This is a genomic window from Chitinophaga deserti, assembly GCF_003149455.1.
Taxonomy (GTDB): domain Bacteria; phylum Bacteroidota; class Bacteroidia; order Chitinophagales; family Chitinophagaceae; genus Chitinophaga; species Chitinophaga deserti.
Genome location: NZ_QFFK01000006.1, coordinates 292,775 through 318,941, shown reverse-complemented (window position 1 = coordinate 318,941; position 26,167 = coordinate 292,775). Strand labels below are relative to the sequence as shown.

Annotated in this window: 17 protein-coding genes and 3 tRNA genes; 4 read left to right on the top strand and 16 right to left on the bottom strand. The window is 50.6% G+C overall.

Annotated elements, in window-relative coordinates:
* Window positions 1–46 precede the first annotated feature (46 nt).
* The 11 genes from DEV76_RS15855 to DEV76_RS15805 form a co-directional block, all read right to left on the bottom strand.
* The gene (locus DEV76_RS15855; RefSeq protein ID WP_109698888.1) at window positions 47–655 is read right to left on the bottom strand and encodes an RNA polymerase sigma factor; all 609 of its coding nucleotides are present in this window, start codon (window positions 653–655) and stop codon (window positions 47–49) included.
* A 118-nt stretch (window positions 656–773) separates the two neighbouring features.
* Window positions 774–2,915 (bottom strand): glycosyl hydrolase family 95 catalytic domain-containing protein, encoded by a 2,142-nt coding sequence (locus DEV76_RS15850; protein WP_109698887.1) that lies wholly within the window; start codon window positions 2,913–2,915, stop codon window positions 774–776.
* Window positions 2,916–3,060: 145 nt separating this feature from the next.
* Window positions 3,061–3,148 (bottom strand) — tRNA-Ser (locus DEV76_RS15845).
* 538 nt (window positions 3,149–3,686) lie between these two features.
* Window positions 3,687–3,771: transfer RNA gene (locus DEV76_RS15840), tRNA-Ser, on the bottom strand.
* Between the two features lie 170 nt (window positions 3,772–3,941).
* Window positions 3,942–6,377 (bottom strand): carboxylesterase family protein, encoded by a 2,436-nt coding sequence (locus DEV76_RS15835; protein WP_109698886.1) that lies wholly within the window; start codon window positions 6,375–6,377, stop codon window positions 3,942–3,944.
* Window positions 6,378–6,483: 106 nt separating this feature from the next.
* Window positions 6,484–7,077 (bottom strand): sensor histidine kinase, encoded by a 594-nt coding sequence (locus DEV76_RS15830; RefSeq protein WP_157962923.1) that lies wholly within the window; start codon window positions 7,075–7,077, stop codon window positions 6,484–6,486.
* A 327-nt stretch (window positions 7,078–7,404) separates the two neighbouring features.
* The gene (locus DEV76_RS15825) at window positions 7,405–8,811 is read right to left on the bottom strand and encodes an efflux transporter outer membrane subunit (protein ID WP_109698884.1); all 1,407 of its coding nucleotides are present in this window, start codon (window positions 8,809–8,811) and stop codon (window positions 7,405–7,407) included.
* 17 nt (window positions 8,812–8,828) lie between these two features.
* Window positions 8,829–11,996, bottom strand: a complete 3,168-nt coding sequence (locus DEV76_RS15820; protein ID WP_109698883.1) for an efflux RND transporter permease subunit — start codon at window positions 11,994–11,996, stop codon at window positions 8,829–8,831.
* Window positions 11,997–12,073: 77 nt separating this feature from the next.
* Window positions 12,074–13,249: an efflux RND transporter periplasmic adaptor subunit gene (locus DEV76_RS15815; RefSeq protein ID WP_232826963.1), complete on the bottom strand. Its 1,176-nt coding sequence runs from the start codon at window positions 13,247–13,249 to the stop codon at window positions 12,074–12,076.
* Window positions 13,250–13,565: 316 nt separating this feature from the next.
* The gene (locus DEV76_RS15810) at window positions 13,566–14,453 is read right to left on the bottom strand and encodes a helix-turn-helix domain-containing protein (protein WP_109698881.1); all 888 of its coding nucleotides are present in this window, start codon (window positions 14,451–14,453) and stop codon (window positions 13,566–13,568) included.
* 71 nt (window positions 14,454–14,524) lie between these two features.
* Window positions 14,525–16,630 (bottom strand): endonuclease MutS2, encoded by a 2,106-nt coding sequence (locus tag DEV76_RS15805; RefSeq protein WP_109698880.1) that lies wholly within the window; start codon window positions 16,628–16,630, stop codon window positions 14,525–14,527.
* Between the two features lie 330 nt (window positions 16,631–16,960).
* Here DEV76_RS15805 and msrA point away from each other — a divergent pair, with 330 nt between their 5' ends.
* Window positions 16,961–17,515 (top strand): peptide-methionine (S)-S-oxide reductase MsrA, encoded by a 555-nt coding sequence (gene msrA, locus DEV76_RS15800; protein WP_109699034.1) that lies wholly within the window; start codon window positions 16,961–16,963, stop codon window positions 17,513–17,515.
* 23 nt (window positions 17,516–17,538) lie between these two features.
* On the opposite strand, the gene DEV76_RS15795 is transcribed toward msrA, so the two are convergent.
* The 3 genes from DEV76_RS15795 to DEV76_RS15785 all read right to left on the bottom strand — a co-directional run bounded on the left by DEV76_RS15795 (window position 17,539) and on the right by DEV76_RS15785 (window position 22,681).
* On the bottom strand, window positions 17,539–17,739 hold the full coding sequence (locus tag DEV76_RS15795) for a hypothetical protein (protein ID WP_109698879.1): 201 nt from the start codon (window positions 17,737–17,739) through the stop codon (window positions 17,539–17,541).
* Between the two features lie 222 nt (window positions 17,740–17,961).
* Window positions 17,962–21,381, bottom strand: coding sequence for a DUF1080 domain-containing protein (locus DEV76_RS15790; RefSeq protein ID WP_109699033.1), 3,420 nt, complete (start codon window positions 21,379–21,381; stop codon window positions 17,962–17,964).
* 25 nt (window positions 21,382–21,406) lie between these two features.
* Window positions 21,407–22,681: a Gfo/Idh/MocA family oxidoreductase gene (locus DEV76_RS15785; RefSeq protein ID WP_109698878.1), complete on the bottom strand. Its 1,275-nt coding sequence runs from the start codon at window positions 22,679–22,681 to the stop codon at window positions 21,407–21,409.
* Window positions 22,682–22,834: 153 nt separating this feature from the next.
* On the opposite strand from DEV76_RS15785, the gene DEV76_RS15780 reads away from it, so the two are divergent.
* Window positions 22,835–23,629 carry a helix-turn-helix domain-containing protein gene (locus tag DEV76_RS15780; RefSeq protein WP_109698877.1) on the top strand — a complete coding sequence of 265 codons (795 nt, stop codon included), beginning with the start codon at window positions 22,835–22,837 and terminating at the stop codon, window positions 23,627–23,629.
* Between the two features lie 68 nt (window positions 23,630–23,697).
* Window positions 23,698–24,075, top strand: a complete 378-nt coding sequence (locus tag DEV76_RS15775) for a VOC family protein (protein WP_109698876.1) — start codon at window positions 23,698–23,700, stop codon at window positions 24,073–24,075.
* Here DEV76_RS15775 and DEV76_RS15770 read toward each other — a convergent pair.
* Window positions 24,066–24,809, bottom strand: coding sequence for a lysophospholipid acyltransferase family protein (locus DEV76_RS15770; protein ID WP_109698875.1), 744 nt, complete (start codon window positions 24,807–24,809; stop codon window positions 24,066–24,068). The two genes, DEV76_RS15775 and DEV76_RS15770, sit on opposite strands and share 10 nt — an antisense overlap.
* 43 nt (window positions 24,810–24,852) lie before the next feature.
* Window positions 24,853–25,524, bottom strand: a complete 672-nt coding sequence (gene ung, locus DEV76_RS15765; RefSeq protein ID WP_109698874.1) for a uracil-DNA glycosylase — start codon at window positions 25,522–25,524, stop codon at window positions 24,853–24,855.
* Window positions 25,525–25,618: 94 nt separating this feature from the next.
* On the opposite strand from ung, the gene DEV76_RS15760 reads away from it, so the two are divergent.
* Window positions 25,619–25,692 (top strand) — tRNA-Arg (locus tag DEV76_RS15760).
* Window positions 25,693–26,167 lie beyond the last annotated feature (475 nt).

The window sequence follows — 26,167 nt, the reverse complement described above, 5'->3', positions numbered from 1 at the left end:
TAATCATGGTAAAGACGCACAACTCCCCCACAGGGAGGTGCCTGAATCAAAAAATATTTTCGGAGAGGAAAACGAAAGCCCAGAGCGCGCCCATTGCTCCGGAGGGGTGGTTGGAAAGGGCCTTGCGCAGCGTAGAGATGGCCTGCACGATATAACTCTTAATGGTAATGCGGGATACGCCCATGGTAGAAGCGATCTCTTCATGCCGCATACCCTCGAAACGGCTCAGGGTAAAAGCCCGTTGCTGCTGCGGAGGGAGCTGCCGGATGGCAGTGAGCACACATTGCTCCAGTTCCCGGAACTCGGCAGCATGATCGGCCTGCAGGCCGCCGCCTTCGTGCAGGAACTGCAATACATATTGCCGGTAGGCATCTCCCGAAGCCAGCTTCCGTAACCGGGAATAGATCAGGTTACGGGCGGTGATGAAGAGGTACCCTTCCAGCCGGGAAACATTGGCCATATCAGCCCGTTTCTCCCATAAGATCGTGAAAACATCCTGTGCTATATCTTCCGCGATGGCGGCAGATTTGGTAAGTGCCAGTGAAGTGGAGTACACCCCGTCCCAATACCGCTCGAACAGCGTACGGAACGCCTGTTCGTCTCCATCGGCGAGCAAACGCAGCATATTACTGTCGCTATGTGGAATTTCGTGCATGTCCGGAAAGACGGGATTGGTTGATAACTACTGAGGAAATAAAAATAAGAAAAAATCTGAAGCTTTTAAGCGCTGATTAATCAAAACCCCATTCACCTCTCCGGATACTGCAAATGGTTCAATTACATTGGATTCCTATAGTTTCATTTGTTGCTGTCTTAAAAGAAATCCTGCTTCCACTAATTACCTCTGATTTTTTCCCGTTTCTGATCAGAAGCACCTTTTTGCCGGGCCATGGATTTACCAGCGTACAAATTCTTCCTTTTTCACTTATGATCTTAACGTCTGTAACCATTTCGTTTTTCAGACTGGCAGAAACCAGAAAGCCTCCCCATGCCCTGATATTCTTAAACCCTGCATGTTGTTCTTTTGAAAACCCATTGAATAAGCGAATTACATTTCCTGCACTCATGCATAGCATTTCATTAAGCGCATTCGCAACAGTACAGCTATTTTCTATTCCATGGGGATTATTAAACTGAAAGCCGTTGGGATAAGTATGCAAGGCGTACTTATGTAATTCATTGACGATAACAGATGAATCATATCCGACTCTGATAGCAGCCATAAAAAAGCTACTACTGGTATTCATATCCTGCCAGCGCTTCATTTCATCAATTGTATTGCGGGCAACATTCAATAATTCCGCTTTACTATCCAGGTTAATTGCATTGGATGGATATATGTGCTGTATTCCCAAACCATTGTCTGGCCACCAATCAACACCCTTCTCTGTATACCGGAATACCTTTTTATTACTCCTCTCCTGAACAGGAAAATCACTCAGCTTACTCAGCATATCTCTCCATTTTTCCTGCCTGTCTTCATCAAGCTTCAAAGTGGTGCTTAAATCAAGGATCAAATCAAAGGCATTCCGTACTAACCCAAGCGATAAAATCGGGTTCTTATCTTCACCTGATCCTTCATGAATGGCATCTCCATAAATCACATACCTGCCCTCTTCGAATTTCAGGTAATCTTCCCAAAAATTGACCACAGCAAGTGCATATGGATAGATTTTCTTACCATACTTTTCATCATAGGTGCAACGCCATTGTTGCGCCATGTTTAACAATCCGTATGCCGCATTGGAACGTTGACCATAAAACAATCCACCCTCCTGGATATCCCCTTCCTTTTGGTAACCTCCCACAGGAAAGTCTCTGGTTACTTCTATCCCCATGGGGCCAATACCCACCGGATACAGGATCCCCCGTGTGTGGTTAACATTCTTTGCATACCATTCTCCCCTTGGCATAAAATCAAGCAGTGGAGCATCATGAGGTTCCCCTTGCACTAAACGATTAGCTGCATAAAGTCCATAAAAAGGGGCCTGAAAATTATAGTTCAAATGGTAGTCGCCGTTCCATGCCGGATTATCCGATGTAGTCCAGCCAAATATTCCGGGAGGAAACTTTGGATCTCGGCTGCAGGCAGCCATGGTATATAATCCCTGATAATAAGCTTTCATCAATACCGGATTATCCACAGATATACTGGATTTACTCCAATATAATTCCCACCAGTCATTATGCTTTTTAATGAATGTTGTAGCTGATTTCTCATTAAGTTTATTCACTTGCTTCAACACGGCGTTCAAAGGCTCTTCTGTTTTAAACTTACTTTCAATTGCAAGGGCAACAATTATTTTCTTTCCGGGCTGAAGCAGAACAGTACTATCCTTATAATTAAAGGCTCTTAAGGCTACAGACACTTCGGTTGGAATATCTACACTATCAGTAAAGGCCCGGGTAAGCCAGAAAACATCATTTACTTTCCCGCTTTTCAATGCAGCATGTTTATGTTCCGGAGCATTTAAATTAATGGAAACATTTGTTGCTTTACCTGCTGCACTTATTTCAATAAAGATCAGATTTTCTATGGCTGACACCCATGATTTTACCATCACACTTTGCGCATTATTTTGTAGCAAACATGCAGTAATACCATTCCTAAGTGACTGTTCCGCAGAAAAATCGCCCTCATTAAACCCATTAACTTTAATATCTACAAAACCCACTACCCTGGGGCCCGACAAGCCATCAGCCTTTGACCGCAACCGCCAAAAATCGTTCTTAGACAGGTAATACCGCAACCGGTCTCCCTTACATCCGACACTCATCGTTACATCACCGTTTCCCATTAAGGGAGCGTCAATTGAAGCATTGTTCGGAATATGTGAAGGTGGCTTTGTCCAGGTATTTTTAAATATTTCCTGTGCAGGTAAGGCAACTTTATTTGTTTGAGCAAAGGCACCCATGTTACAAATTAACAGGCACCATAATAACGTAGGCTTTCTTATCATACAATTTTACATTGAATTCAGCTCATCGGGCTGCGGGCGGGTAATAGAGAACAAAATGAAATGGGGATAAACGATCTTAATGACGATTTATCCCCAACTGCGGAGAGAGAGGGATTCGAACCCCCGGTACTCTTTCGAGTACACCTGATTTCGAGTCAGGTACATTCAACCAGCTCTGACATCTCTCCGTATTCGAATGCGAGTTTAGTAAATTCCCCCATTTTTTCCAATAAAAACCCGGGATACCCGGGGCAAACTTGTGGAAGCGATTTTCAGCAGAGTCAGCCGGATTCGCCCCCCGGACCTGTTACAGTCAAAATCATTTAAGAAGAGACTGATACTCCTTAAAACAAAAATCCCCGACTTAAGGCCGGGAAATATTCAGCGGAGTCAGCCGGATTCGAACCCCGGACCTGTTACAGTCAAAATCATTTAAGAAGAGACTGACACTCCCTAAAACAAAAATCCCCGGTTTAAGGCCGGGAAATATTCAGCGGAGTTAGCCGGATTCGAACCCCGGACCTGTTACAGTCAAATCAGGTATGCAAAGACTTCCACATCCCATAAAAACAAAAACGCCCGGCTATTAGCCAGGCTTATTTCAGCGGAGGAAGAGGGATTCGAACCCCCGGACCTGTTACAGTCAAAATCATTCGATATGAGACTGCCCGCAATTCCCCTCTCTTAAAAACAAAAACGCCCGGCTATTAGCCAGGCTTATTTCAGCGGAGGAAGAGGGATTCGAACCCCCGGACCTGTTACAGCCAACAGTTTTCAAGACTGCCGCAATCGACCGCTCTGCCATTCCTCCGGCGCAAAAGTATAATTCCGGTTGAATTATACAAAATAAATTTTCACAGACTTTTAAAATTCGCGTTAATCCAGCATTAGAAAAACACTCCCCATAACCTAAAAGGCCCGCCTGCAAACATTTGCAGACCGGCCTTTTAATATTAAATCACGTTGTAATAGTTTGTGGAATTACTCCGCCACTACCCCGTCTGCCTCCGTCATTACCCAGGCATGGTTATAGAAACCAGCCATCTTAACGGCATTGGCACCGGTCAGCATCATTTTCGCATCGTAGATCATGTAATCAGGAAAGCCGCTGGCTCCCGCGAAATACTGATTGGCATAGGCTGCTTTCATACCGGGTATGCCCGTACCGCCTATCACGCCTACCGATGCTACGGCAGACCCTTTCAGCGGCCATACGAAGCTGGCTGCCATATCCGGACCAGACCATGTTTTGCCTCCGGCCGTGATCTTATTCCGTTCCATCTGCACCGGGGCATCGGCCAGTAGCGTGTTCCATGCTTTATTGGTGGTTTTATTACCGTAGATAATGACGCCCCTGTCGCGGTACTGCTGCGCGTTATAGTCTTTGTCAGCAATAATGTCCATGGAACCATTACCGCGGTAATACCAGGTTTCGGCATCATAACGGGCCTTATTAAAGCTCCATTCGTTTTCCTCTTTGCTGCCGCCGGTGCTGTAAACAAATACCATCCTGTGATGGAATGCATCTTTCAAGGTGCCATTGCGGTGCGGGCCTTTCTCAGACAGCGGCGGCTCTGTTGTAAGCTGCCAGCCGTTTTGCACCTTCAGCAGGTATAATGCCTGCGTTCCCACTGTAGAAGTTATTTCTGCACCATCCAGTTTCAGCGTCAGTTTGGCACCGGGCGTGAAATCCTTTACATCCAGCCGGAGCAGGCGAATATTCTCCGTTTGTCCTTCGATGATATTGGCGGCACGGTTACGTTTCAGGCGGATGCGGCTGTATTGCAGGGGGTGCTCCTGCTGATATACAGAAGCCCAGCGGTAAGCATCGGAAATACCGGGGTTGGAGGTGATGAAATCTATCACGTTCACGGCAGTATCTGCCGCACGGGTGCGCCATTTAAAGAAGTCGAAGATGGGCTTCCAGTCTACGCTGATGTCCCCGAACCAGTGTTCCCCGCCGGGGTATTCGTTATAGCTGAAGTCTGCATGGAAACCGCCCAGCAATTCTCTCATTTGCCGCGCGTAATTAACAGACACTACCCTGTCTGCATCCCCATGGAAAATATAAACCCCCAGTGGCTTGTAGTTCTGCGCCAGTTTAATTACATCACTCTGGTTGCCTGCACGGAGCAGCATTTGCTCTACCGGGTTGGCGGCGCTATCCGGCACCATCCCGTCTGCCGATCCATATCCTTTAAGCGTAGGATAACCGGCACTGGGGGCTATTGCAGCCCATTTATCAGGATAGGTGGCCCCCAGGAACCAGGTACCATGGCCACCCATGGAATGCCCCGTCAAATAAATTTTCTGCGGATCGGGCTCGAAAGACTTCCGGGCTATGGCCAATACTTCCAAAGCATCTATACGGCCCCAGTCTTCCCAGTTAAACCCTCTGGGCCTGCGGTTAGTGGCGGCAACAAGTGTTCCCCAGTCCTTCGACTGGTAAGCCCTTGCCTGCCCTATTGCCTCTACACCGGCACCGTGTACGGAAAGGAAAAGCGCAGCACCTTTCTTTGGGCCGCCCACCTGAGGGGCTACTGCATAGTACTGCAAACTGCCGTCTACGGCACTGATGAAGGTCCTGCTGTATTTATCCCCCTTTGCCACGGCTTCCACGTTCACTTTGGTTTCGTCCAGTATTTTTTTGCCGTCCAGCAGCGTTATCAGGTATTCTACTTTACCCGGACTATTCACATCTGCAGTAATAAAAGAGAACGGCACTTTCCGGGTAGACATTTGCGGAACAGCAGGCACATCCGTCAACACTTCCTTCCCTCCGGCTGAAGCACGCAGGCGCAGGCCTTTCAGATCCTTTGAAGTACCATTGATCACCACCAGGGCGCCCTGCAGGGTTTCGGTGCCGCTTCCGGCGATTATATGCGGCAAAGTAGCGTCTGACGCCTGCAGCTGAACAGGTTTTCCGGGGAGGATGAGGCTTGCAGTGATTATACCGCCACGCACGTATAATTCATTCAAACCCTTTTTCAATTGTACCGGAACATACATCCATCCGGAATTATAAGGATCTCCCGCATGCGGCTCCCCGTTGATGTAAAACCCGCTGTTACCACGGATATTGAGCAAAGCAGGGCGCGCCTTGTCGGATTCATAGGTAAGGTAAAAATACCCGCCCCGTCCAAATGCTCCACGGCCTCTGCGGAATAAGCGGTTGGCACTGTCTGCCGTAACCGGCTGCCAGGTTAATTCCTTTTCGAACACAGCGCCTTCCTTTGGCGGCGTTAAGGTATGGGTATAAAGCTGATAAGCCAGCACATCCGTATACACTGCTTCACGGCCATAGTGCTGTGGACTGGCCACATACAGGCCATTGCGGAATTGTACGGTATCCTGCGCGGCAGCAGGTATACAGGGCAGCAGTAAGATGCCCTGCAGAAGGAATCTGTAAATACGCATAGTCGGGACTCATTTCATTGTTCGTAAACAAGATACACATCGCCGCCTGTAAGTGAAATATCTTTTGATGAAAGGTAGCCGCCACCCGGGACACACACTATCAGCCCTATTGTGCAGAAGGTAATACTACCCTGATTTCCGTGCCTTCATTCATCCGGCTTTCCACGATGATCTCGCCCTTATGCATGCGGATGATGGTATTTGTCAGCGGCAGCCCTATACCATAGCCTTCGAATCGGCTGGTATTGCTGGCCCGGAAAAACGGGGAAAAGATGTAAGGCAGGTCCTGCTCAGGGATGCCAATACCAAGATCCTTTACGATCACGATATTCCGCGTATCCGTAGCCGCCAGTGCCAGTGATACCGGCTGGTTGCTGGAATATTTGATGGCGTTGGTAACGATGTTGGTGATGGCCAGTTCCAGCAGCTGGAAGTTGCCTTTGATATTCATTTTCTCTTCCTCTTCCGGGAACAGGCTGTAGTCGATGGATACGTGGTTACCCGGACTGAGCTTATCCGTCATTTGCTTGACAGCGAAGAGCAGCTCGTCTGTCCGGATGATTTCCCAATGCTGCTTTTTGCCATCGAAGCCTGTTTGCGCCAGCTGTAGCAGGCTTCGGGTGATGTGATTGAGGCGCTCTGCTTCGTTGAGCATGCTGGTGATGGATGCCCGGCCTCCGAATTGGCTTAGTAGGTACACCTTAATGATACCGTATTGAAAGTAGCAGAAGGGGCAGACGAACGGCAGATGAAGGGCAGACGAGATTTATTTAAGGGAGTTTCTAAAAGGGGCAGAACGCATCTAAATAATTGTATATGAACAGCATAGCAATAACGCCGCTGCATTAGCCACGCGCTTTGGCATATAGGCATAAAAAAACCGGCAGGATTTCTCCTACCGGTACAACCTGATGTTCATGAAGAGCGATAACCGCGGACAGATGACAGTTGTTTTTGTGCATTACTTCCTTCCAACCTGTCTGTTGATTTGAATAAAACAACTATCACCTGTCGTCGGTGGCGCCTTCTATTGGTAGCCTCCGCCGAGCGACCTGTAAAGGGACACCATGGCGGTAAGGCGTTGACGTTTAATATCTGCCTGCGTCAGTTCCGCCTGCAGGCTGGTGCCCTGGGCGTTGATGACTTCGAGGTAGTTAGCCAAACCACTGCGGAACAGCAGGCGGGCGTTATTTACTGCCTGCCGGGTAGTTTCGAGGCGGGTACCTGAGATAGCCTGCTGTTGCTGCAGTTTATCCAGCTGTACCAACGCATCGGTTACCTCACCCACAGCTACCGTAACCGACTGGCGGAAGCGGATAGCTGCCTGATCACGGTCGTTCTGAGCTATTTCCAGCTGGGTACGCAGCCTGCGCTGGTTAAAGATGGGCTGAACAATGTTGCCGGCTACTGTCCCGAATATGGAGTTCCCGTTGAACCATTCCCCGATCTTATAGGCATTAAGCCCCCCATTGGCCGTAAGGCTCAGGGCGGGATACATGGCACCCTGTGCAGCCCCAACGGTCGCATTGGCTGCTTTAAGGCCCATTTCTGAGGCTTTTACATCAGGCCTGTTGGCGATTACCTTTGCGGGTATGCCAGTCTGTAAACTATCCCATACCTGATATCCGTCGAGTGAGGCCGTGCGGGCTACAGTACCAGGCAGCTGGCCCATCAGGATGCGGATAGCATTTTCCTGGATGGTGGCAGCCTGTTCCAGCTGGGGGATCAGTTGTTCTGCCTGCAGCTTTTGCGCTACAGCCTGCTGAACGGCCAGTTCGGTTACCTCACCGGCGGTTTTCTGCATACGGATCATCTGAACGATAGTATCGCTGAGAGAAGCGTTGCGTTTGGCGATATCAAGCTGTGCATCCAGCATCAGGAGGTTAAAGTAGCTGTTGGCTACGTTGGCAACGATGCCTGTCTGCACGGCACGGGCGCCTTCGTACGTCTGAAGGTAGGATGCCAGTGCAGCTTCCTTCTGACGGCGGATTTTGCCCCAGATGTCTATTTCCCAGGAAATACCCAGGCCGAGGGTGAAGTCCTCAATATGGTCCGTTTTCAGGAAGTTTTTGAGGCTGAGCCCGTTCAGGCTGTTCTCTGAAGGGAACGAAGTATTGGCGGTAGCATTGGCGCTAACCGAGGGCAGCATGGCTGCTTTTGCCTGTTTAACGTAGGCCGAGGCCGCTTCTATCCTTTTCAGTGCCAGCTGAAGGTCGAAGTTACTCTTGAGCGCACCGCCGATGAGCTCCTGCAGAGCCGGATCGGGGAAGAACTGCTTCCAGGGGGCCGCTCCAACGGAACTGTCTGCCGCAGCCGTATTACCGAACTGCGCCGGTAAGGCCACTTCGGGCCGCTGAAAGTCTTTCCCGACTTTGCAGGCGGCAAACGAAGCTGCCGTGAGTATAGCTATTAAGTATTTTGAATATTGCGTCATAATTGCCTTGATTTTACTTATACGGTTGCTTCTTCCATTTCCATCTCCTCTTCATAAACTCTTAAGCCGGGGCGGCCGGTTATTTTTTCCTGTAAGAACTGGAATATCACATACAGCACAGGAATGATAAATACACCCAGGATCACACCGGTCAACATACCGCCGATGGCGCTATAACCAATTGAATGGTTACCAACCGCGGAACCTTTGGACACAAATACCAGGGGTATCAGACCTACGATAAAGGCGAATGAAGTCATCAGGATGGGACGCAGCCTGGCTCTTGCCCCGGCCAGCGCCGATTCTAGCAATCCCATGCCGTTGCGCCGCCGCTGCAGTGCAAATTCTACTATCAGGATGGCGTTCTTCGCAAGCAAACCTATCAACATGATCATACCAATCTGTACGTAGATGTTATTGTCCAGACCGGCAAAACCGATGAAGGCAAATACACCCAGGATACCTGTTGGGATAGTCAGGATAATTGCTAGCGGCAATACATAACTTTCGTATTGAGCTGCCAGCAGGAAGTATACGAACAGGATGCTGAGCAGGAAGATGTAGATCTGCTGGTCGCCGGCGGAGATCTCTTCGCGGGTCGCACCTGTCCATTCGTAACCATATCCCTGCGGCAACGCCGTTTTAGCTGTCTCCTCAATGGCTTTGATCGCATCACCAGTACTGTAACCCGGCTTGGGCGTACCGTTGATAGTAACGGAATTGAACATGTTGTTGCGGGTCACTGTTTCAGGACCGTACACACGCTTGAGCGACACCATTGATTTTACCGGTACCATCTCGCCCAGGCTGTTCTTCACGTAAATACCATCAAGCGAGTGAATGTCGGTACGGTAAGGCACATCGGCCTGCGCTACAACACGGTAGTATTTTCCGAAACGGTTAAAGTCAGAAACATAGCTGCTACCGTAATATATCTGCATGGTCTGCATCAGATCGGTAACGGATACGCCTAATTGTTTGGCCTTGAAATTATCCACTTCTACCTTATACTGGGGGTTACCCGCGGAGAAGGTGGTGAAGGCCGCGCCAATTTCCGGTCTTTGCATCAATGCGCCGATAAAGGCCCAGGCGTTGTTACCCAGCTGGTCCAGCGGACGCCCCTGTTTATCCTGCAGCATGAACTCAAAACCGCTCACGTTACCAAAACCCTGAACCGTAGGGAAGTTGAAGAAGAAGGCACCTGCATCTTTCAGTTCGCTTGCAGGTCCGTACATCATACCGGTGATCTGGTCGATGTTATCTACGTCCCCCCTTTCACCTTTGTCTTTCAGACGTACAAACCCTGCGGCATAAGGAGATGCGGCGGCATTGCTGATAAAGTTAAAACCGTCCACCGTCCAGGTGTGTTTCACAGACGGGAACTGGCGAAGTTTTTCGTCTATTTTTGACGTAGACTTATGCGTTCTGTCCAGTGAGCTGCCCGGAGGCGTGTTCAGCGCATATAATACGAAGCCCTGATCTTCCGTAGGAATAAATCCTGTCGGTGTCTTCTTTACCAGTATAAAAGATGCGATGGCTACGATCACCAGCAGACCGATGGCAATCGCCTTCCGCTTGATCAGGAAATTAAGGCTCTTGATATACCGGTTCGTCATGGAACGGAAACCGGCGTTGAAGGCATTAAAGAAGCGGCTTCCAAAGCCCGTTTTCTGGCCATGCTCGCCGTGTTCAGGTTTTAAGAACAAGGCGCACAGCGCGGGGCTCAGGGTCAATGCATTGATCGCGGAGATCATGATAGCGATCGCCAGCGTAAATGCAAACTGCCTGTAGAACACACCTGCAGGGCCCTCCATAAAACCAACGGGTATAAATACCGCCATCATCACCAGGGTAATGGAAATAACCGCGCCTGATATTTCATCCATCGACTTCAGGGTAGCTTTTCTTGCGGGCCATCGCGTTTGTTCCATCTTGGCGTGCACCGCTTCCACGACGACTATCGCATCATCCACCACGATACCGATTGCCAGTACCAGGGCGAACAGGGTGAGCAGGTTAATGCTGAAACCAAATAGCTGCAGGAAGAAGAATGTGCCTAAAATGGCCACGGGTACTGCAATAGCAGGGATCAACGTAGAACGGAAATCCTGCAGGAATATGTATACCACGAGGAATACCAGCAAAAATGCGATGATGAGCGTTTCACGAACCTGGTGTATAGATGCGTCCAGGAAGTCCTTGGCGTTGTACATCACCACCGTCTTCACGCCGGTAGGAAGCGAGGCCTCAAAATCCACCAGCAGATGCTCGATGTTATCAAGGATCTCATTGGCGTTGGAACCGGCAGTTTGAATAATAGCAAAACCTGCCGCAGGTTTGCCATCCAGCAGGTTGTTCGCTCCGTAGTTGAGCGCCCCGAATTCAATACGGGCCACGTCTTTCAAACGAAGCATGGAACCATCGCTGTTGGCTTTTATAACAATATTCTCATAATCTTCATTCAGGCTCAGCTTGCCTTTGTATTTCAATACAAATTCAAAGGTTTCCGTGCTGTTTTCGCCCAAACGGCCCGGGGCCGATTCGATGTTCTGATCCCTGATCGCGCTCAATACATCCTGCGGGGCAAGGTTATTCGCTGCAAGACGATCGGGCTTCAGCCAGATACGCATGGAATAGTCCTTGGCGCCAAAGATCTGCGCCTGGGCTACGCCGGGTACACGTTGGATCTGGGGGATCAGGTTGATCTTGATATAGTTTTGCAGAAACTTTTCATCGTATTCCTTAGGGTTTTCGCTATACAACCCCATGAACATGATGAAACCGTTCTGCACCTTCTGCGTGCTGATGCCCGCGCTCACCACTTCTGCGGGTAACTGGCTGGTGGCTTTGGACACCCTGTTCTGCACGTTTACGGCAGCGATATCAGGATCGGTTCCCTGTTTGAAATAGACGGTCAACATCATGCTTCCGTCGTTATTGGAGTTGGAGGTCATGTAGGTCATGTTCTCCACCCCGTTCACCGATTCCTCTATCGGGTTGGCCACGGAACGGGCCACTACTTCAGCGTTGGCGCCGGGGTAGACGGCCGTCACAGTCACACTGGGCGGCGCGATGTCGGGAAACAACGTAACAGGCAGGGCAAAGTAGGAGATAATGCCCAATAATAGCAGGATTATGGACACTACCGTTGAAAGCACCGGCCTTAATATAAATAATCTTAACATGATAAATTCACTTTTAGATCGTAAGTAAAATTTGATTCTTGCATGTCATACTTTACAGGTAAAGTATGGCCTGTTACTTACAACGTTTTTGATTTAAGCACACTGTCTGCCGGTACCAGCTGCGGTGCGATGACTGCCCCGTCCTTTAAATTGCCGGTTCCGGACAGCACGATCTTCTCGCCTGCTTTCAACCCGTCGCTTACAAAATAAAAGTTGGCTGTCTTTCCGGAAATCCTGATGGGCCTGCTGGCCACTTTGTTGCTGTCTGCCACGGTGTATACCAGCACTTTGTCCTGGATCTCGAACGTAGCTTCCTGCGGAATGGTGATAGCAGCGGGAACTTCCTGTGCAAACCTTACTTTGCCCGTGTTGCCCGTACGCAGTACGCCATCGGGGTTGGAGAAAGTGGCGCGGAAAGTGATGGCGCCGGTGGTCTTATTGAACTGCCCGTCTATCATTCCCATTTTTCCTTTCTCAGTGAACGTGCTGTTATCTGCCAGTATCAGTTCAACCGGAGGTGCATTCTTCAGTTTCTCTTCCAGCGTTTTGCCGGGGAAGTTGTTCTTGAATGTGATAAAGTCCGCTTCGCTCATTGAAAAGTAAGCGTACATTTCGCGTACTTCGGAAAGCAGCGTAAGGGGCTGGGCATCGGCGTTGCTTACGAGGGCGCCCACCTTATAGGGGATCCTTCCGATGTAACCGCTTACCGGCGCGGTAACCAGGGTATAGCCTACATTGATCCGCGCGCTGCCTGCTGCTGCCCTGGACTGGGCCAAAGCGGCTTTTGCTGCCTCATAGTTTGCTTTCGCCGTTTTCAACTGTACATCAGAGATCACGTTGCTGGCAACCAGAGGGGTCAGGCGGTCTACTTCAACCTGCATCTTTTCAACGTTAGCCTGCGCAGCAAGCTGGTTAGAAGTGGCGCTGTTCAATTGTTCGGCATATACCTTCGGATCTATTTTAAACAAAGGCTGCCCTGCTTTTACATAAGCGCCTTCATCTACAAATATTTTTTCGAGGTAGCCGGATACCTGCGGGCGCACGTCTACATTCACCTTTCCTTCCAGCGAAGCGGGAAACTCCAGGTAAGTGGTAGCCGGGGCCGATGTAACCACCATCACGGGCAACTGCGGGGGACCCTGCTGGGGGGCACCAGCCTGGGGAGATGAGCAGCTATATAGTAGCATGGCTGAGGCAATACTGGCGAGTGCTCCTGCCATAAATTTTTTCTCTGAAATCATTAACGGTTTCATACTTCGGTTGTTTTTATAGATCAATTAGAATGCGTTACCATGTGCTTTCCATTGCTGGAAATGCATAGTACAGACAAGGGCATAACATTGCCTTGTATTCAAAACATGGTGTGAAAAAAGGAAAGACTACGCTACTGCCTGGGCCGCAGTAGTGCTGTAACAATCAGGGTTTTGACGCAAGTTGCTGTCCATGCGTCATCGGATTACTGTTACAGTTAGGTTATTTAACTTTCATGGTCGTTGAAATTGATGCGTTGCAATTGACAATGCAAAAGTATAAAAAGTCACATTTGCCTGTTAGTTCCATATCACGGGATTAATTGTACTTTTCGCGGATGCTTTTCTGAAACAAGGCTGGTGTTTGCCCCGTATGCTTCTTAAAGAACCTTGAAAAGTAGGCGTCATCGTCGAAATTCAGCTCTCCCGCGATCTGTTTAACGGAATGCTTCTGCCAGAACAAAAGCCGCTTGGCTTCCGTGATCCGCTTGGCATCTATTACCTGCTTGGCGCTCCGCCCGATGGTATTTTTTACCGTATCGTTGAGATGGCCGGGTGTTACATGCAGCATTTCCGCATATTCATTCACCTGCACTTTGTCCCGGAAATGCTCATCTACCAGTATCTTGAACTGCACACCTAATGCATTGCCCCCGTAATGCTCTGCCCGGTATTCTTCCGTTACCGGCCGTGCAATACGGCCGCAGGCGATGATGAAGGCCGATAGTACATTACGGATGATAGCTTCTTTCCGGACCTTATCACTCCGGTATTCATGCAGTAAGATCCGTGCAAACGAAAGCAGCTCCTGCATCTGATGATCTTCCAGGTGCAGAATGCTGTCTTTAAACGTGCATTGCCAGCAACTTAACACACCGAGGGTTTCTGTAATCAGAAAGTCACGGGTGAAGTACATGGCAAGCACTTCTGCATCGGCGCTCCTGTCGTGCTGGTGGATCTGATCCGGCTCCAGCATAATCAGCGCAGGTGCATGTATGGTATGTTTCTCGAAATCAATATATTGCGTTACACTCCCTTTCAGCAGCAGATCTACTGTGTAACCATCGTGCCGGTGGGGAGATGAAATTCCTTCCCAGTCGATCTCCTTCAGGTTAGCCAGATGTATCATGAACTGGGACCCTTCTTCCGCATAGGGAGAGTCCTGCACGCTCACAAGGGGTATATGGTTGTACTTTGTCAGTTGCATGGGTAGTATTTTTATGGGTTTCCCGCGCTGACGGTTTTTTCAATAAGCATAATTCCACGGCAAAGATAAGGCTAATCCACCTGCTGGCGCTCCTGCACCAGTACGAGGTCAGACAGCTTTACCTGTATGGGTATATTCCCGACCTGCACCACAGCGGCTTTAGACCTCAATTCGAGTACTTTGCCCACCTGGTTGTTGGTCCGGATCTTCACCCTGTCGCCTACCTTCACATCTCCCTTGATTTCCTGGAACCGGGTATCGATCTTCTTCTGAATCTTATCGTTAGCGGCTTTGGCCCTTTTATGGAAAAGCAGCTCTTCCGCCTGGCGGATTACTTTCTGCTTATCGTCGGTCCGCTTCCACTCTATCACAATCTGTTTGAGCTTACGCTCCATGTCTTTCAGATATTGAATCTCATCTTCCCGGATCTTGTTCTGGAGCTTCTGAAGGGTATATTCATGCTGCTTGCGTTCCTTGTCCGACAGCACTTCGTATTCTTTCTTAAGTTTCTCGTTGTCTTTCAGCAGTTTATGCAAATCTCTCTCCTTGCTTTCCACCTTCTGGAGGTCCTGCTCCGCCTTATTAAGCAGCTTATCGAGCCTGAAGTGCCCGTCGTCTACCAGTTTCCTGGCGCGGTTGATGAGCTGCTGGTCCAGTCCGATACGCTGGGCGATGGAGAATGTATAAGAACTGCCGGGTTTGCCGATAATGAGCTTGTAGAGGGGCGCAAGCTTTTCCTCGTCGAAGCCCATGGCGGCATTTACGATACCTTTTACCTTTCCGGCCATCACCTTAAGGTTGAGGTAGTGGGTGGTAACGATGCCGAAAGCGTGCTTGCGGGCCAGTTCTTCCATGATCACCTCTGCAAAAGCACCTCCCAGGTTGGGATCGGAGCCGGAGCCGAGTTCATCGATGAAGAAGAGGGTTCTCCCGTTGGCATTTTCCATGAAATATTTCATGTTCCGGAGATGGGAGCTGTAGGTAGACAGCTCGAACTCCAGGCTCTGGGTGTCACCGATATGGATCATGACCTGCCGGAAGATGCCCAGCTGGCTCGTAGGGTGCACCGGCACCAGGAGCCCTGCCTGCAGCATCAGCTGGATCAGTCCTACCGTTTTGAGTGTCACGGTTTTACCCCCCGCATTTGGACCGCTGATAACGAGGATATGGTTATCCTTGTCCAGCGTCATGTTCACCGGTATGGTGGGCTTACCCTGTTTACGGTTGTACAGCAACAGCAGGGGGTGATAAGCTTCTACCAGGTGAACCTGCGCATGGGGCACGAGCATGGGGTAATTCCCGTTGATGTCGAGCGCCAGGCGGGCTTTGGCCCTGATAAAGTCGAATATACCCAGGATCTCGTGGTAACCGCTGAGCAGTGCGTGATGACTGCCCAGGCCGGCCGTAAGGGTTTTGAGGATACGGTAAACTTCCCTTTCCTCATCCCTTTCCAGCGAAAACACCTCGTTGTTGAGCTGTATGGTTTCTTCCGGTTCGAGGAAAGCGGTTTTCCGCGTGTCCGACTCACCATGAAGTATCCCTTTCACCATGCGCTTCTGCTCCGCGAATATGGCTACTACCCTTCTGCCGTTGAGGAAACTTTCCTCGATATCGGCCAGGTAGCCCTGTTTCTGGAGCTTTGATAATATACGGTCGAACACCCGGCGCAGCTCTGTCCGTTTCCGGTAGAGCGACATGCGGATCTTCGCCAGGTCTGGCGTGGCATTGTCCAGCACCTGCCCTGTTTCGTCGAGCACATCATCGATCATCGTCACGATCTTCTTCTCGTAGTAGGTATGCTCGATTACGCTATATAAGGCAGCATAGGTGGATTTCCTGTCTGCGTCAAAGAACCTTACGATACTGCTCATACTTTCCGCCAGTTTGCGGATAAGCATGAATTGTTCCCCGCTGAGCACGGCTCCCTGAATTTCGAGGAGCCGCAGCTCCTTTTTCAGGTTCAGCACGAAATCATTGGGGAAATGCTGCTGCAACAGCACCAGCTGTTTGTATTCATGCGCCTGTTGGAGCGCCGTTTTTACAAAATCGATATGCGTATGCAGGCGCAGGTCGGTAGCCATTGATTTGCCTAATTCCGACTTGCAATGCTCCTGCAGCAATGCTTTTACTTTGTCAAATTCGAGCTGATAGAGCGCCGAATCCGGAAATAATTTCACTTTTCTGTCAATTTAAATAACGGCTGCCGGCCCAGAAGCAGCCTTTCCTTTTTTCGTTCCGCAAAGTTGGCCCTTGATCCCGAAATGCTGAAATGTGATTGATCAACAACCGGTAGCGAATGACAAATGCGGTTTATCACCCGTTGCTACTCAAAAGAATGTTAAAGTTACTTAACTTGTTGATCCAATGCGCCGCGGATATCGTTAATTTGAAGACAATACTTCAAAATGAACTTACTGAAAAATAGCCTTTTTGTACTGACGCTGCTGGGATCGAGCCTCGCATCCTGCGGCAGGCAAACGGCTGATAAACATCAAGAACCAGGGGATATGACTATTACGAAAGATCAAAAAACAGCACAGGCCACCTTCGGCACCGGCTGTTTCTGGTGTACAGAAGCCCAGTTTCAGCAGCTGGAAGGTGTATTGACCGTAGAATCCGGGTATTCCGGCGGTGAAAAGCCCAACCCAACTTACGAAGAGGTGTGTTCAGGCAACACCGGCCATGCCGAGGTAGTCCAGATCACGTACGACCCGGCTAAGATTACCTATGCCGAGCTGCTGGAAGCCTTTTACCTCAGCCACGACCCTACCCAGCTCAACCGCCAGGGCAACGACGTAGGCACCCAATACCGTTCCGTCGTTTTTTACCACGACGCGGAACAGCAAAAGGAAGCCGAATTTTACAAGAAGAAGGTGGAGGAATCAAAGGCTTACGACAAGCCTATTGTGACGGAGATATCGCCTTATAAAGCGTTCTACAAAGCGGAGAACTATCACCAGAACTACTATAACGAAAACGGTTCACAACCCTATTGTTACTACGTAGTGAAGCCTAAACTGGAGAAATTCAAAAAAGCCTTCCAGCATAAACTAAAAAAATAGACGCCCTGGAGCGTCTATTTTTTTTACAGGACCTCAATATCTCTGGAGCCCTGGTACAACCAGGACAGTAAAAAGTAGGCTATTGCCGTGATAATGAGCACATATCCCGCGAAGCCAAGCGCCATTGCTGCTTCCGGGCTGGCCCAGCTGTTAAGTTCCGCGAAGTAGGCAAAAACCGCAAGGATCACTCCGGCTATTCCGCCAATGAAGGTTACCGTTTTCATTTTAGGTTCGTTTTTAGGGGTAAGCGTGTAAAGTTTCGCTTTTACATATCCTATAACGTGCCATCGCTACAGAAGTTTACAGGCGTGGATAAACTTGTCTTCTCCCCTCAAAAATGTGGATAAACCACCCCGGGCCCTCTCCTTTCCGTGGAATTATAACACAAAAAAAGGACCGCCTTCTCAGGCGGTCCCATATGCTGCTATGCCTTTGCAGGCAATAGATTATTTCTTACCGGCTTTCTTCTTTTCGGTTTTGCCGGCATCTCCGCTGAGATCCTTGATACGGATATTGCGGAACTTCACCACAGAACCGTGGCCCAGGAACCCGATATGACCGGAGGTCCTTTTCAGGCCGGGATGCTCTTTGTGATCGATGCTGCCGTTATCACGGGCATCAGCGATATCGCCGTCGAGGATCACGGTGCCGTTCAGTTCCACGGTGATGCGGGTACCTTTTACAGTTACCTGCTCGTAGTTCCATTCGCCAACAGGTTTCAGGAAACCACGTTTAGCCGCGATTACACCGTATACGGAACCATGGTACTGATATACCTGGAGGTTCTTGTAGATTTCGGCATCGTTATCCAGGATCTGCAGTTCCATACCGCCGTAAGCGGCATCACCCTCGAGGGGGGCACGGATACCCAGACCGTTATTGGCGCCGGGCGTCAGTTGAAACTCAAAGCGGTATACGAAGTCGGAATACTCGTTCTTGGTGAACAGGTTACCACCACCGTGGCCACCGGGACGGCAAACAATGTTGCCATCTTCCATCACGTAGCTTACCGTGTTACCGGTCCATTCGTGCATATTGGTACCGTCGAACAGGATCTGGTAGCCTTCTTTCTTTTCCTGATCGCTCAGGGTGAAAGGTTTCGGGCGTTCAAATTCGCGAACGTAGATGTTACGGTAGTAAACGTTAGTGCCATGGGCCTGCAGTTCCAGCTGCTCTTCGGGAAAGATAGGCTGCTTGCGGTCCCAGTAGTTTTCCAGGATCACATTGTCTACCACCAGCACACCATTCAGGTATACGGTTACACGGTCGCCTTTCTGGATAATCCGGAAGGTGTTCCATTCGCCGATAGCGTTATCTGCCAGTGCCAGGGGCTTGGAAGGATTCTTGGTGTTGTTGTACAGTCCGCCGGAACCAACTTCTGCACCCACATCGCGGCGGGTAGTGTCCCAGATCTGCACCTGGGGAGTACCGCGGAGGTAGATGCCTGCGTCACCGCTCGGCTCGATCTTCCAGTCTACGAACATTTCGATATCACCATATTTTTTGGTGGTAGCGAGGTTATCACCATGACCGTTGAACCACAGCACACCGTCTTTCACGCTCCAGCCTTCACGCATTTTAACGTCCGCAACAGCCTGTTTCTTTTTCAGGGTATCGGGGTGCATTTTGGCGCGTTTGATAGGATCAGCCACGAGGCCTTTCCAGCCGGTGAGGTCTTTACCATTGAACATGGATACAAAACCTTCGCCTGCAGGCATTTCGGAAAGATATTTACGGATAGCCTCACGCTGATAGCCGGCATCGCCGCCTTTCAGTACGGAAGAGGTTTTATCCAGCAGTGAGCGAACGGTAGCACCGTTGTAGCTTTTATCAGCAAGGGCGATGTTCATTACAGCCTGTGCAGCTTCCTGCTGTGCATCTGCATCGTCCAGGAACTGGCCGGCGAAGATGAGGGCGGGGAAGGTTTTGCATTGCTCAACCTGTTGCAGGATAGATTTTTTCAGTCCGGCTTCTTTGGTGAGCTCCATGGCGTTGGTGAGGTACAGGAGGCGTTGCTCAGCACGGGTTTCTGCTTTAGCGAGGCGAACGTAGCCTTTGAGGGCTTCGCTGCGTGAGCCGGCGTCTTTACGTGCGATATCGAGCAGGGCCTGCATGGCGGAAGCGTCTTTCCAGGCGCTGAGCGCGCTAACTGCGGCCTTCTTCTGTTCTGCATTTCCTTTGTCGAATGCTTCTTTCACCATCTGGAGGGAAGAAGCACCGCCGATACCACCGAGTACGGTGAGGTAGCGGTCGCGCTTATCAGCCGGAGCGGCTTTCATGCCTTCGATAACGGCAGCGGATGCATTGGAGGAACCGGCAGCGGCAGCCACAACGGCTTCCTGGATACCTTTCACATCCTGTGCGTTACCGGCGCTGTTCAGCAGTTGCAGCAGCGCAGCCAGGTTGGCAGGGCTCACCACATCTTTCAGGGAAGCGAAAGCAGCTTTGCGAACGGATTCGTTGCTGGATTTAGTGAGGGGCAACACCTGGGCGAATGCGCCGTCGGCCATACGGCCGGCAACCACATCGAGGAGCGCAACCTGAGCATTAGCGGGCACACCTGCGAGGGCGGCGGCGGATTGCGTGGCTACTTCATTGCCTTTGATGGTTTTCAGGACAGACTGTACGGCTGCTACTTCCTTCTCACCGCCTTTAGACAGTACTTCGAGGAGAGCAGGTACGGCCTGAGCACCACCGATCTGGCCTGTTGCCGTGATGGCAGCGAGGCGTACTTCGGGGTTCTTGTCACCCAGGAGGCGTTGTACAGCAGGCAGTGCAGCAGTTACTTTATTGTCTCCCAGCATGCCGGCGATGGCTGCTTTGGATGCGGGCGATGCTTTGGCGAGGGTTTTAATCCAGGCTGCAATGCTTGCAGTGTTGAGGCGTTTGCCGGCCAGTTTGAGGGCGGCATCGCGGTATTCACCGTTAGCATCACCTGCTGCTGCGGTAAGCAGTGGCAGGCTGGCATCACCGCTGAACTGATCGAGGAGAGACAGGGCGGCGGTGCGCACATGAATCTGGGAAGGATCTTTAGCGGTATTGTTCAGCAGGGTTTGTGCGAGGCGCACGGCTTCTCCGGTTTTACCGGTAGCGGCCAGCTGCTGGATGTAAGCCAGGTATGCAGTGGTTGCATTGGTTACATCATATTTATAACCTGCACGGGAAGCCGAAGTTTCCAGTACTGCTTTGGCTCCGGGGGCAGCGATGTACGAAAGAGCGTACAGGGCTGTCTTCGCCAGCATTTTGTCGGTAGAAGCAGCTAAAGGCACCAGGATGGAGGTGGCTTCAGGCACACGGGCGTCGCCGATAGCGAGCACGAGGCTTTGCTTGTTACGGCCGGGAGCTTTGTCGATAGCATCGAGCAGCGCTTTGCGGGAAGCGGCGCTGTTGATCTGCACGAGGGTACGTGCGGTGATGGCAGACAAGCGCTCGTCGGCGAGGTAAGGTGCCAGTGCAGTCACGGCATCATCGTTACCGATGGATTCGAGGCGGCGGATGAAGAATTCTTTTACTTCTTTATCCTGCACTTTGGCGAGTGCTTTTACATAAGATTTAACAGCAGCTGCTTTCAGGCTTTCCTTTCCGGGCTGTGTTACATAAAAGGCATAACCGGTGAGGGCATATTCGGCGGCTGTGTTATCGCCTTTGCCGGGTGCGGCCATCATGGAAGCGATGCCGAGTACGCCTTCTTCGCCCATTTCAGCGAGGGCTTTCATGTTAGCCTCGAGGGCGGCTTTATCTTTGGCAGGTTGCTGTTGCAGCAAATCCGCCACTTTCGTATGTGCGGCGCGGTTATCCTGCTTCGGTTGGGCGAAAACCGCCAACTGGGCAAGGCAACAGGCTGCAATCAGTAATGTTTTTTTCATCATGGTGCTGTTGGAAGGTGAAGGGCTAGATGGTCCAGGGTCCGCGCATGGCCGGGAAGAGGAGGCGGTTAGCGCCTTCGTCGTTCACGAATTCCTGCTTAACGGGGTCGAACTGAAGATCGCGGCCCAGCTGCAGTGCAATTTTGCCAATGTTAACGATGGTACAGGAACGGTGGCCGTTTTCCTCATTGAGCGCAAATTTCTTGCGGTACTTCACGGCTTCCACGAAATCAGTCACCTGCGGTGCCGGATCGGGGAATTGGGCCAGTTTCTTTTCCAGGTCAGGGATCGTGGATTTGAATCCGGGGAAGAGTTTACCATTCGGTCCTTCGATATAAGCTGCACCGGTTTCGGTTCCTGCGCCGTCTAGTACGATCTGGCAGCCGTCGGCATAGGTATAAGTGATCTTGCGCCAGGTTCCTACAGCGTCGCTGTGCTGCTGGGGTGCGTCGATCTCCACTTTCACGGGGCTGGTATCATCTTTGCCGAGGAAATACTGTACAGGGTCGAGGTAGTGCTGGCCCATGTCGCCAAGCCCGCCACCATCATAATCCCAGTATCCGCGGAAGGTACCGTGTACACGATGCGGGTTGTAGGGTTTGTAGGGAGCGGGGCCGAGCCACATGTCATAATCCAGCTCTTTGGGAACTGCCTGCGGCTCGAGGTTGGTTTTACCTACCCAGAAGAACTTCCAGTCGAAGCCTGTGTGGCGGCTAACGGTCACTTTCAGCGGCCATCCGAGCAGCCCGCTGTCTACGAGCTTCTTGATAGGCTGTACGGTAGTGCCCATGCCATAGAAACGGTCCGCGAAGCGGAACCAGGTGTTGAGGCGGAAGATACGGCCGTGTTGCTGTACTGCTTCCACGAGGCGCTTGCCCTCTCCGATAGTGGCGGTCATGGGCTTTTCGCACCATACATCCTTCCCGGCCCTTGCTGCATCGGCAGCAATAATACCGTGCCAGTGCGGTGGTGTAGCCACGTGAACGATATCTACTTCCGGAAGCTGGATCAGCTCACGGTAGTCCGTAAACGTTTTTACGCCCTTGTCACCCAGCTGGTTCATTGCCTGCTGGATATGGCCTTTGTCCACATCGCAGATGGCCACAACGCGGGTGCCTGCATAACCGAAGTGACCGCGGCCCATGCCGCCGGTGCCCACTACGCCCTTCGTCAGCGTATCGCTCGGGGCCAGGTAGCCGCGGCCTAATACGTGACGGGGAACGATGGTAAATGCCGCTAACGCTCCCAGGGAGTTACGGACAAAGGTCCGCCTAGAAGGATGATTGACTTTTTTTCCCATGATCTTTATAAAAAAGGTAAACGTGATTTGGTGATGCCAAAATACAAATTCATAATTGTGAACCTAATACTATCTGATAAACTTTATCTCACAATTTATCAATCTGATTAACTTTTATAAAATATTTCCTGAAGTTCGTTTAACTTTAATCAAATGTTCGCCACATTTCCACCCCCTCCGCACCTTTCCCGGTACGTCCGGATGTTCTGGGTCTTCGAACACGAGGTTCCGCAGGGTGAGGCGTATGTTTACCGCTCCATGGCCGACGGCTGCGCGGAACTCATTTTCAACTACCGCAACCGCTTTTCCCCTCTCACGGGCACCCAGGGAGCCGGGTTTTCTCATCTTCATGCCCAAACCAGCCGCCATTCCCGCTTCATCACCCATGGCAGTTTCGGGATATTCGGGGCATACCTCTACCCCACCGCCCTTCCGGCTTTGTTCGGCCATTCTTCCGCCGCGCTGGCCAATAACATGCCCGATCTTCAAAGTATCATGGGCCGGGATGGCATTGATCTGGAAGAGCGTATTATCACGGCACGTTATCACCATCAGCGGGTAGAGATCCTTTCCGGCTACCTCACTGAACTGGTTACACGAAGAAAGCAGGAAACCACGGCTGTTCAGATAGCCGTGCAAACTATATTATCCGCTAACGGAATGGTCAATATTCAGGACCTGGCTGCTTCTATCAGCCTTTCCACCCGCCAGTTCGAACGGAACTTCAAAGCCGGCGCAGGCTTTACACCCAAACTCTTCACCCGCATCATCCGCTTCCACCGGGCATTGGAAGCATACGGCCAATTCGACGGAAACCTCACCGGCCTCGCCTATGAATGCGGCTACTACGATCAGTCACACTTCATACACGACTTCCGCGAGTTCTCCGGCTACCTGCCCGGCGAATACTTCCTCGGCCGCCCGGAAGGCATTGAATACCGCGAATAATTAAGGATGTCGCTTTTCTCCAATTCCGGCGGAAAAGGCGGACTTAACTTTGATAAAAATTCAATCTTATGGAAACGGTAAACAAACCAGCCGGCACCTGCACGGTAAGTCCTTACTTCATCGTTCGCGATGGTGATGGATTCCTTCAATTCCTGAAAGAGGTACTGGGCGCAACGGAAAAAGGCGTGTACCGCACGGAAAGCGGACAGGTACAGCACGCCGAGCTCATGCTGGGCGATGGCAGCATTATGTTCGGCAGTTCCACAGGAGACTGGCCAGCCGAAACAGGCAGCGTATTTGTGTATGTTGCGGATACAGACGCAGTGTATAAGAAGGCATTGGCAACAGGCAGCCAGTCAAGACAGGCACCGGAGGATAAGGATTATGGCCGTGCTGCCGGCTTCCGCGACCCATTCGGGAACAGCTGGTGGATCACTCAGCTGTGAGCGGCATAATAATCCCACATAATACGGAATACCTTTTCTTTCAACAGGGGCACATCCTCACGGGTGAGCCCTTTTGTTTCTATGGGTGCGAGGAAATGGTAATCGATCCGGTGAGGCCTGGCGTAGAGCACTTTACCGGGCACCAGTATTTTGCGGGTATGGAAAAGCAGGGAGGGAATAATTGCGGTTTGTGTATCCACCGCCAGGTTGAAAGCGCCGTCGTAGAATTCTTTCAGCGGTTCATCTGTACGGTTACGGGTACCTTCCGGGAATAAAATCATGTGCATACCCATGTCGAGGGCTGCTTTCATTTCATTGTAGCTTTCCTTCCGGCTGGTTTCGCTGCTGCGGTCTACCATTATCCCTCCTATTTTGTACATCATGCCAAAGAGAGGGATTTTAGCCATGGAGGCTTTGGCGAGGGTTTTATTGACACCGGGCACACCGGGGGTGGTTACGGGAACATCGATCAGTGAATTGTGATTGCACACTACCACATACTGCTTTCCTTTTTCGAAATAATGGAGTCCTTTACGGAATACAGGGCAACCGATGAGCGGCATATACACTTTCATCCATACACGGCCGAGGGCAAGGAAACAGCGGGATTTGAGGGGGTCGGGGAAGAAAGAGAAGATCCATATGGGGATGAGCACAACAAGCAGTGTGGCTGCGAAAAGCAGCAATCCGTATACGGCATAAATGCGTCCTGCTATATTTTTAAGCCATGTCATCGTGTGTAGGGATTTGAAATGAAGGGTTAGGATACCGGGGTGTTTACAGCTGCCAGTTCACAGGCTCCTGTCCCTGGCGCATGAGCAGCTCATTGGCTCTGGAAAAATGCTTGCAGCCGAAAAATCCTTTGTCTGCACTGAAGGGCGAAGGGTGGGCGGCTTTGAGGATATGATGCTTCGTGGCATCGATCAGCACCTGTTTATCCTGGGCAAAGCGGCCCCAGAGCATGAAAATAACGCCTTCCTTTTCGTTGGATATCTTACGGATAACGGCATCTGTAAAAGATTCCCAGCCTATTTTACTGTGTGAGGCAGGCTCACCGTCGCGCACGGTAAGGAAAGCATTCAGGAGCAGTACGCCACTTTCCGCCCAGGGGGTAAGGTCCCCGGTTTGCGGAATGGTCATACCCAGATCCTTATTCAGTTCTTTATAGATATTCACGAGAGAAGGGGGCGGTTTCACGCCTTTCTGCACAGAGAAGCACAGTCCATGCGCCTGTCCCGGCCCGTGATAAGGGTCCTGGCCGAGGATTACCACCTTTACATTACTGAAAGGGGTCTTTTCAAAAGCATTAAATATCTGGTGCCCCTGCGGATAAATCGTTTTCCCCAGGGCCTTTTCGTGCTTGAGAAACATGACGATCTGCTCGAAATACGACTTCTGGAACTCATCTTTCAGCGCTTCTTTCCAACTGCTTTCAATCTTAACGTCCATTGCTGTAACTTTGGTTCAGAGGATAATTTTTGATTTATTGACGGAAAATTATATAAATTTGCACTCCCAATAAAAATAAATTTATTGTGACGCCGGACCGGTAGCTCAGCTGGATAGAGCAGCTGCCTTCTAAGCAGCAGGTCATTGGTTCGAATCCAATCCGGTTCACGAAAGCAAGTCGAAAGGCTTGCTTTTTTTTTTGTTGAGGCAGCTCAAACAGGATAGAGCATCCCGGCATTGCGCCGGGAAGGTCATTGGTTCGAATCCAATCCGGTTCACGAAAGCAAGTCGAAAGGCTTGCTTTTTTTTTGTTGAGGCAGCTCAAACAGGATAGAGCATCCCGGCATTGCGCCGGGAAGGTCATTGGTTCGAATCCAATCCGGTTCACGAAAGCAAGTCGAAAGGCTTGCTTTTTTCTTTGTTGAGGCAGCTCAAACAGGATAGAGCATCCCGGCATTGCGCCGGGAAGGTCATTGGTTCGAATCCAATCCGGTTCACGAAAGCAAGTCGAAAGCCTTGCTTTTTTCTTTGTTGAGTCAGCTCAAACAGGATAGAGCATCCCGGCATTGCGCCGGGAAGGTCATTGGTTCGAATCCAATCCGGTTCACGAAAGCAAGTCGAAAGGCTTGCTTTTTTCTTTGTT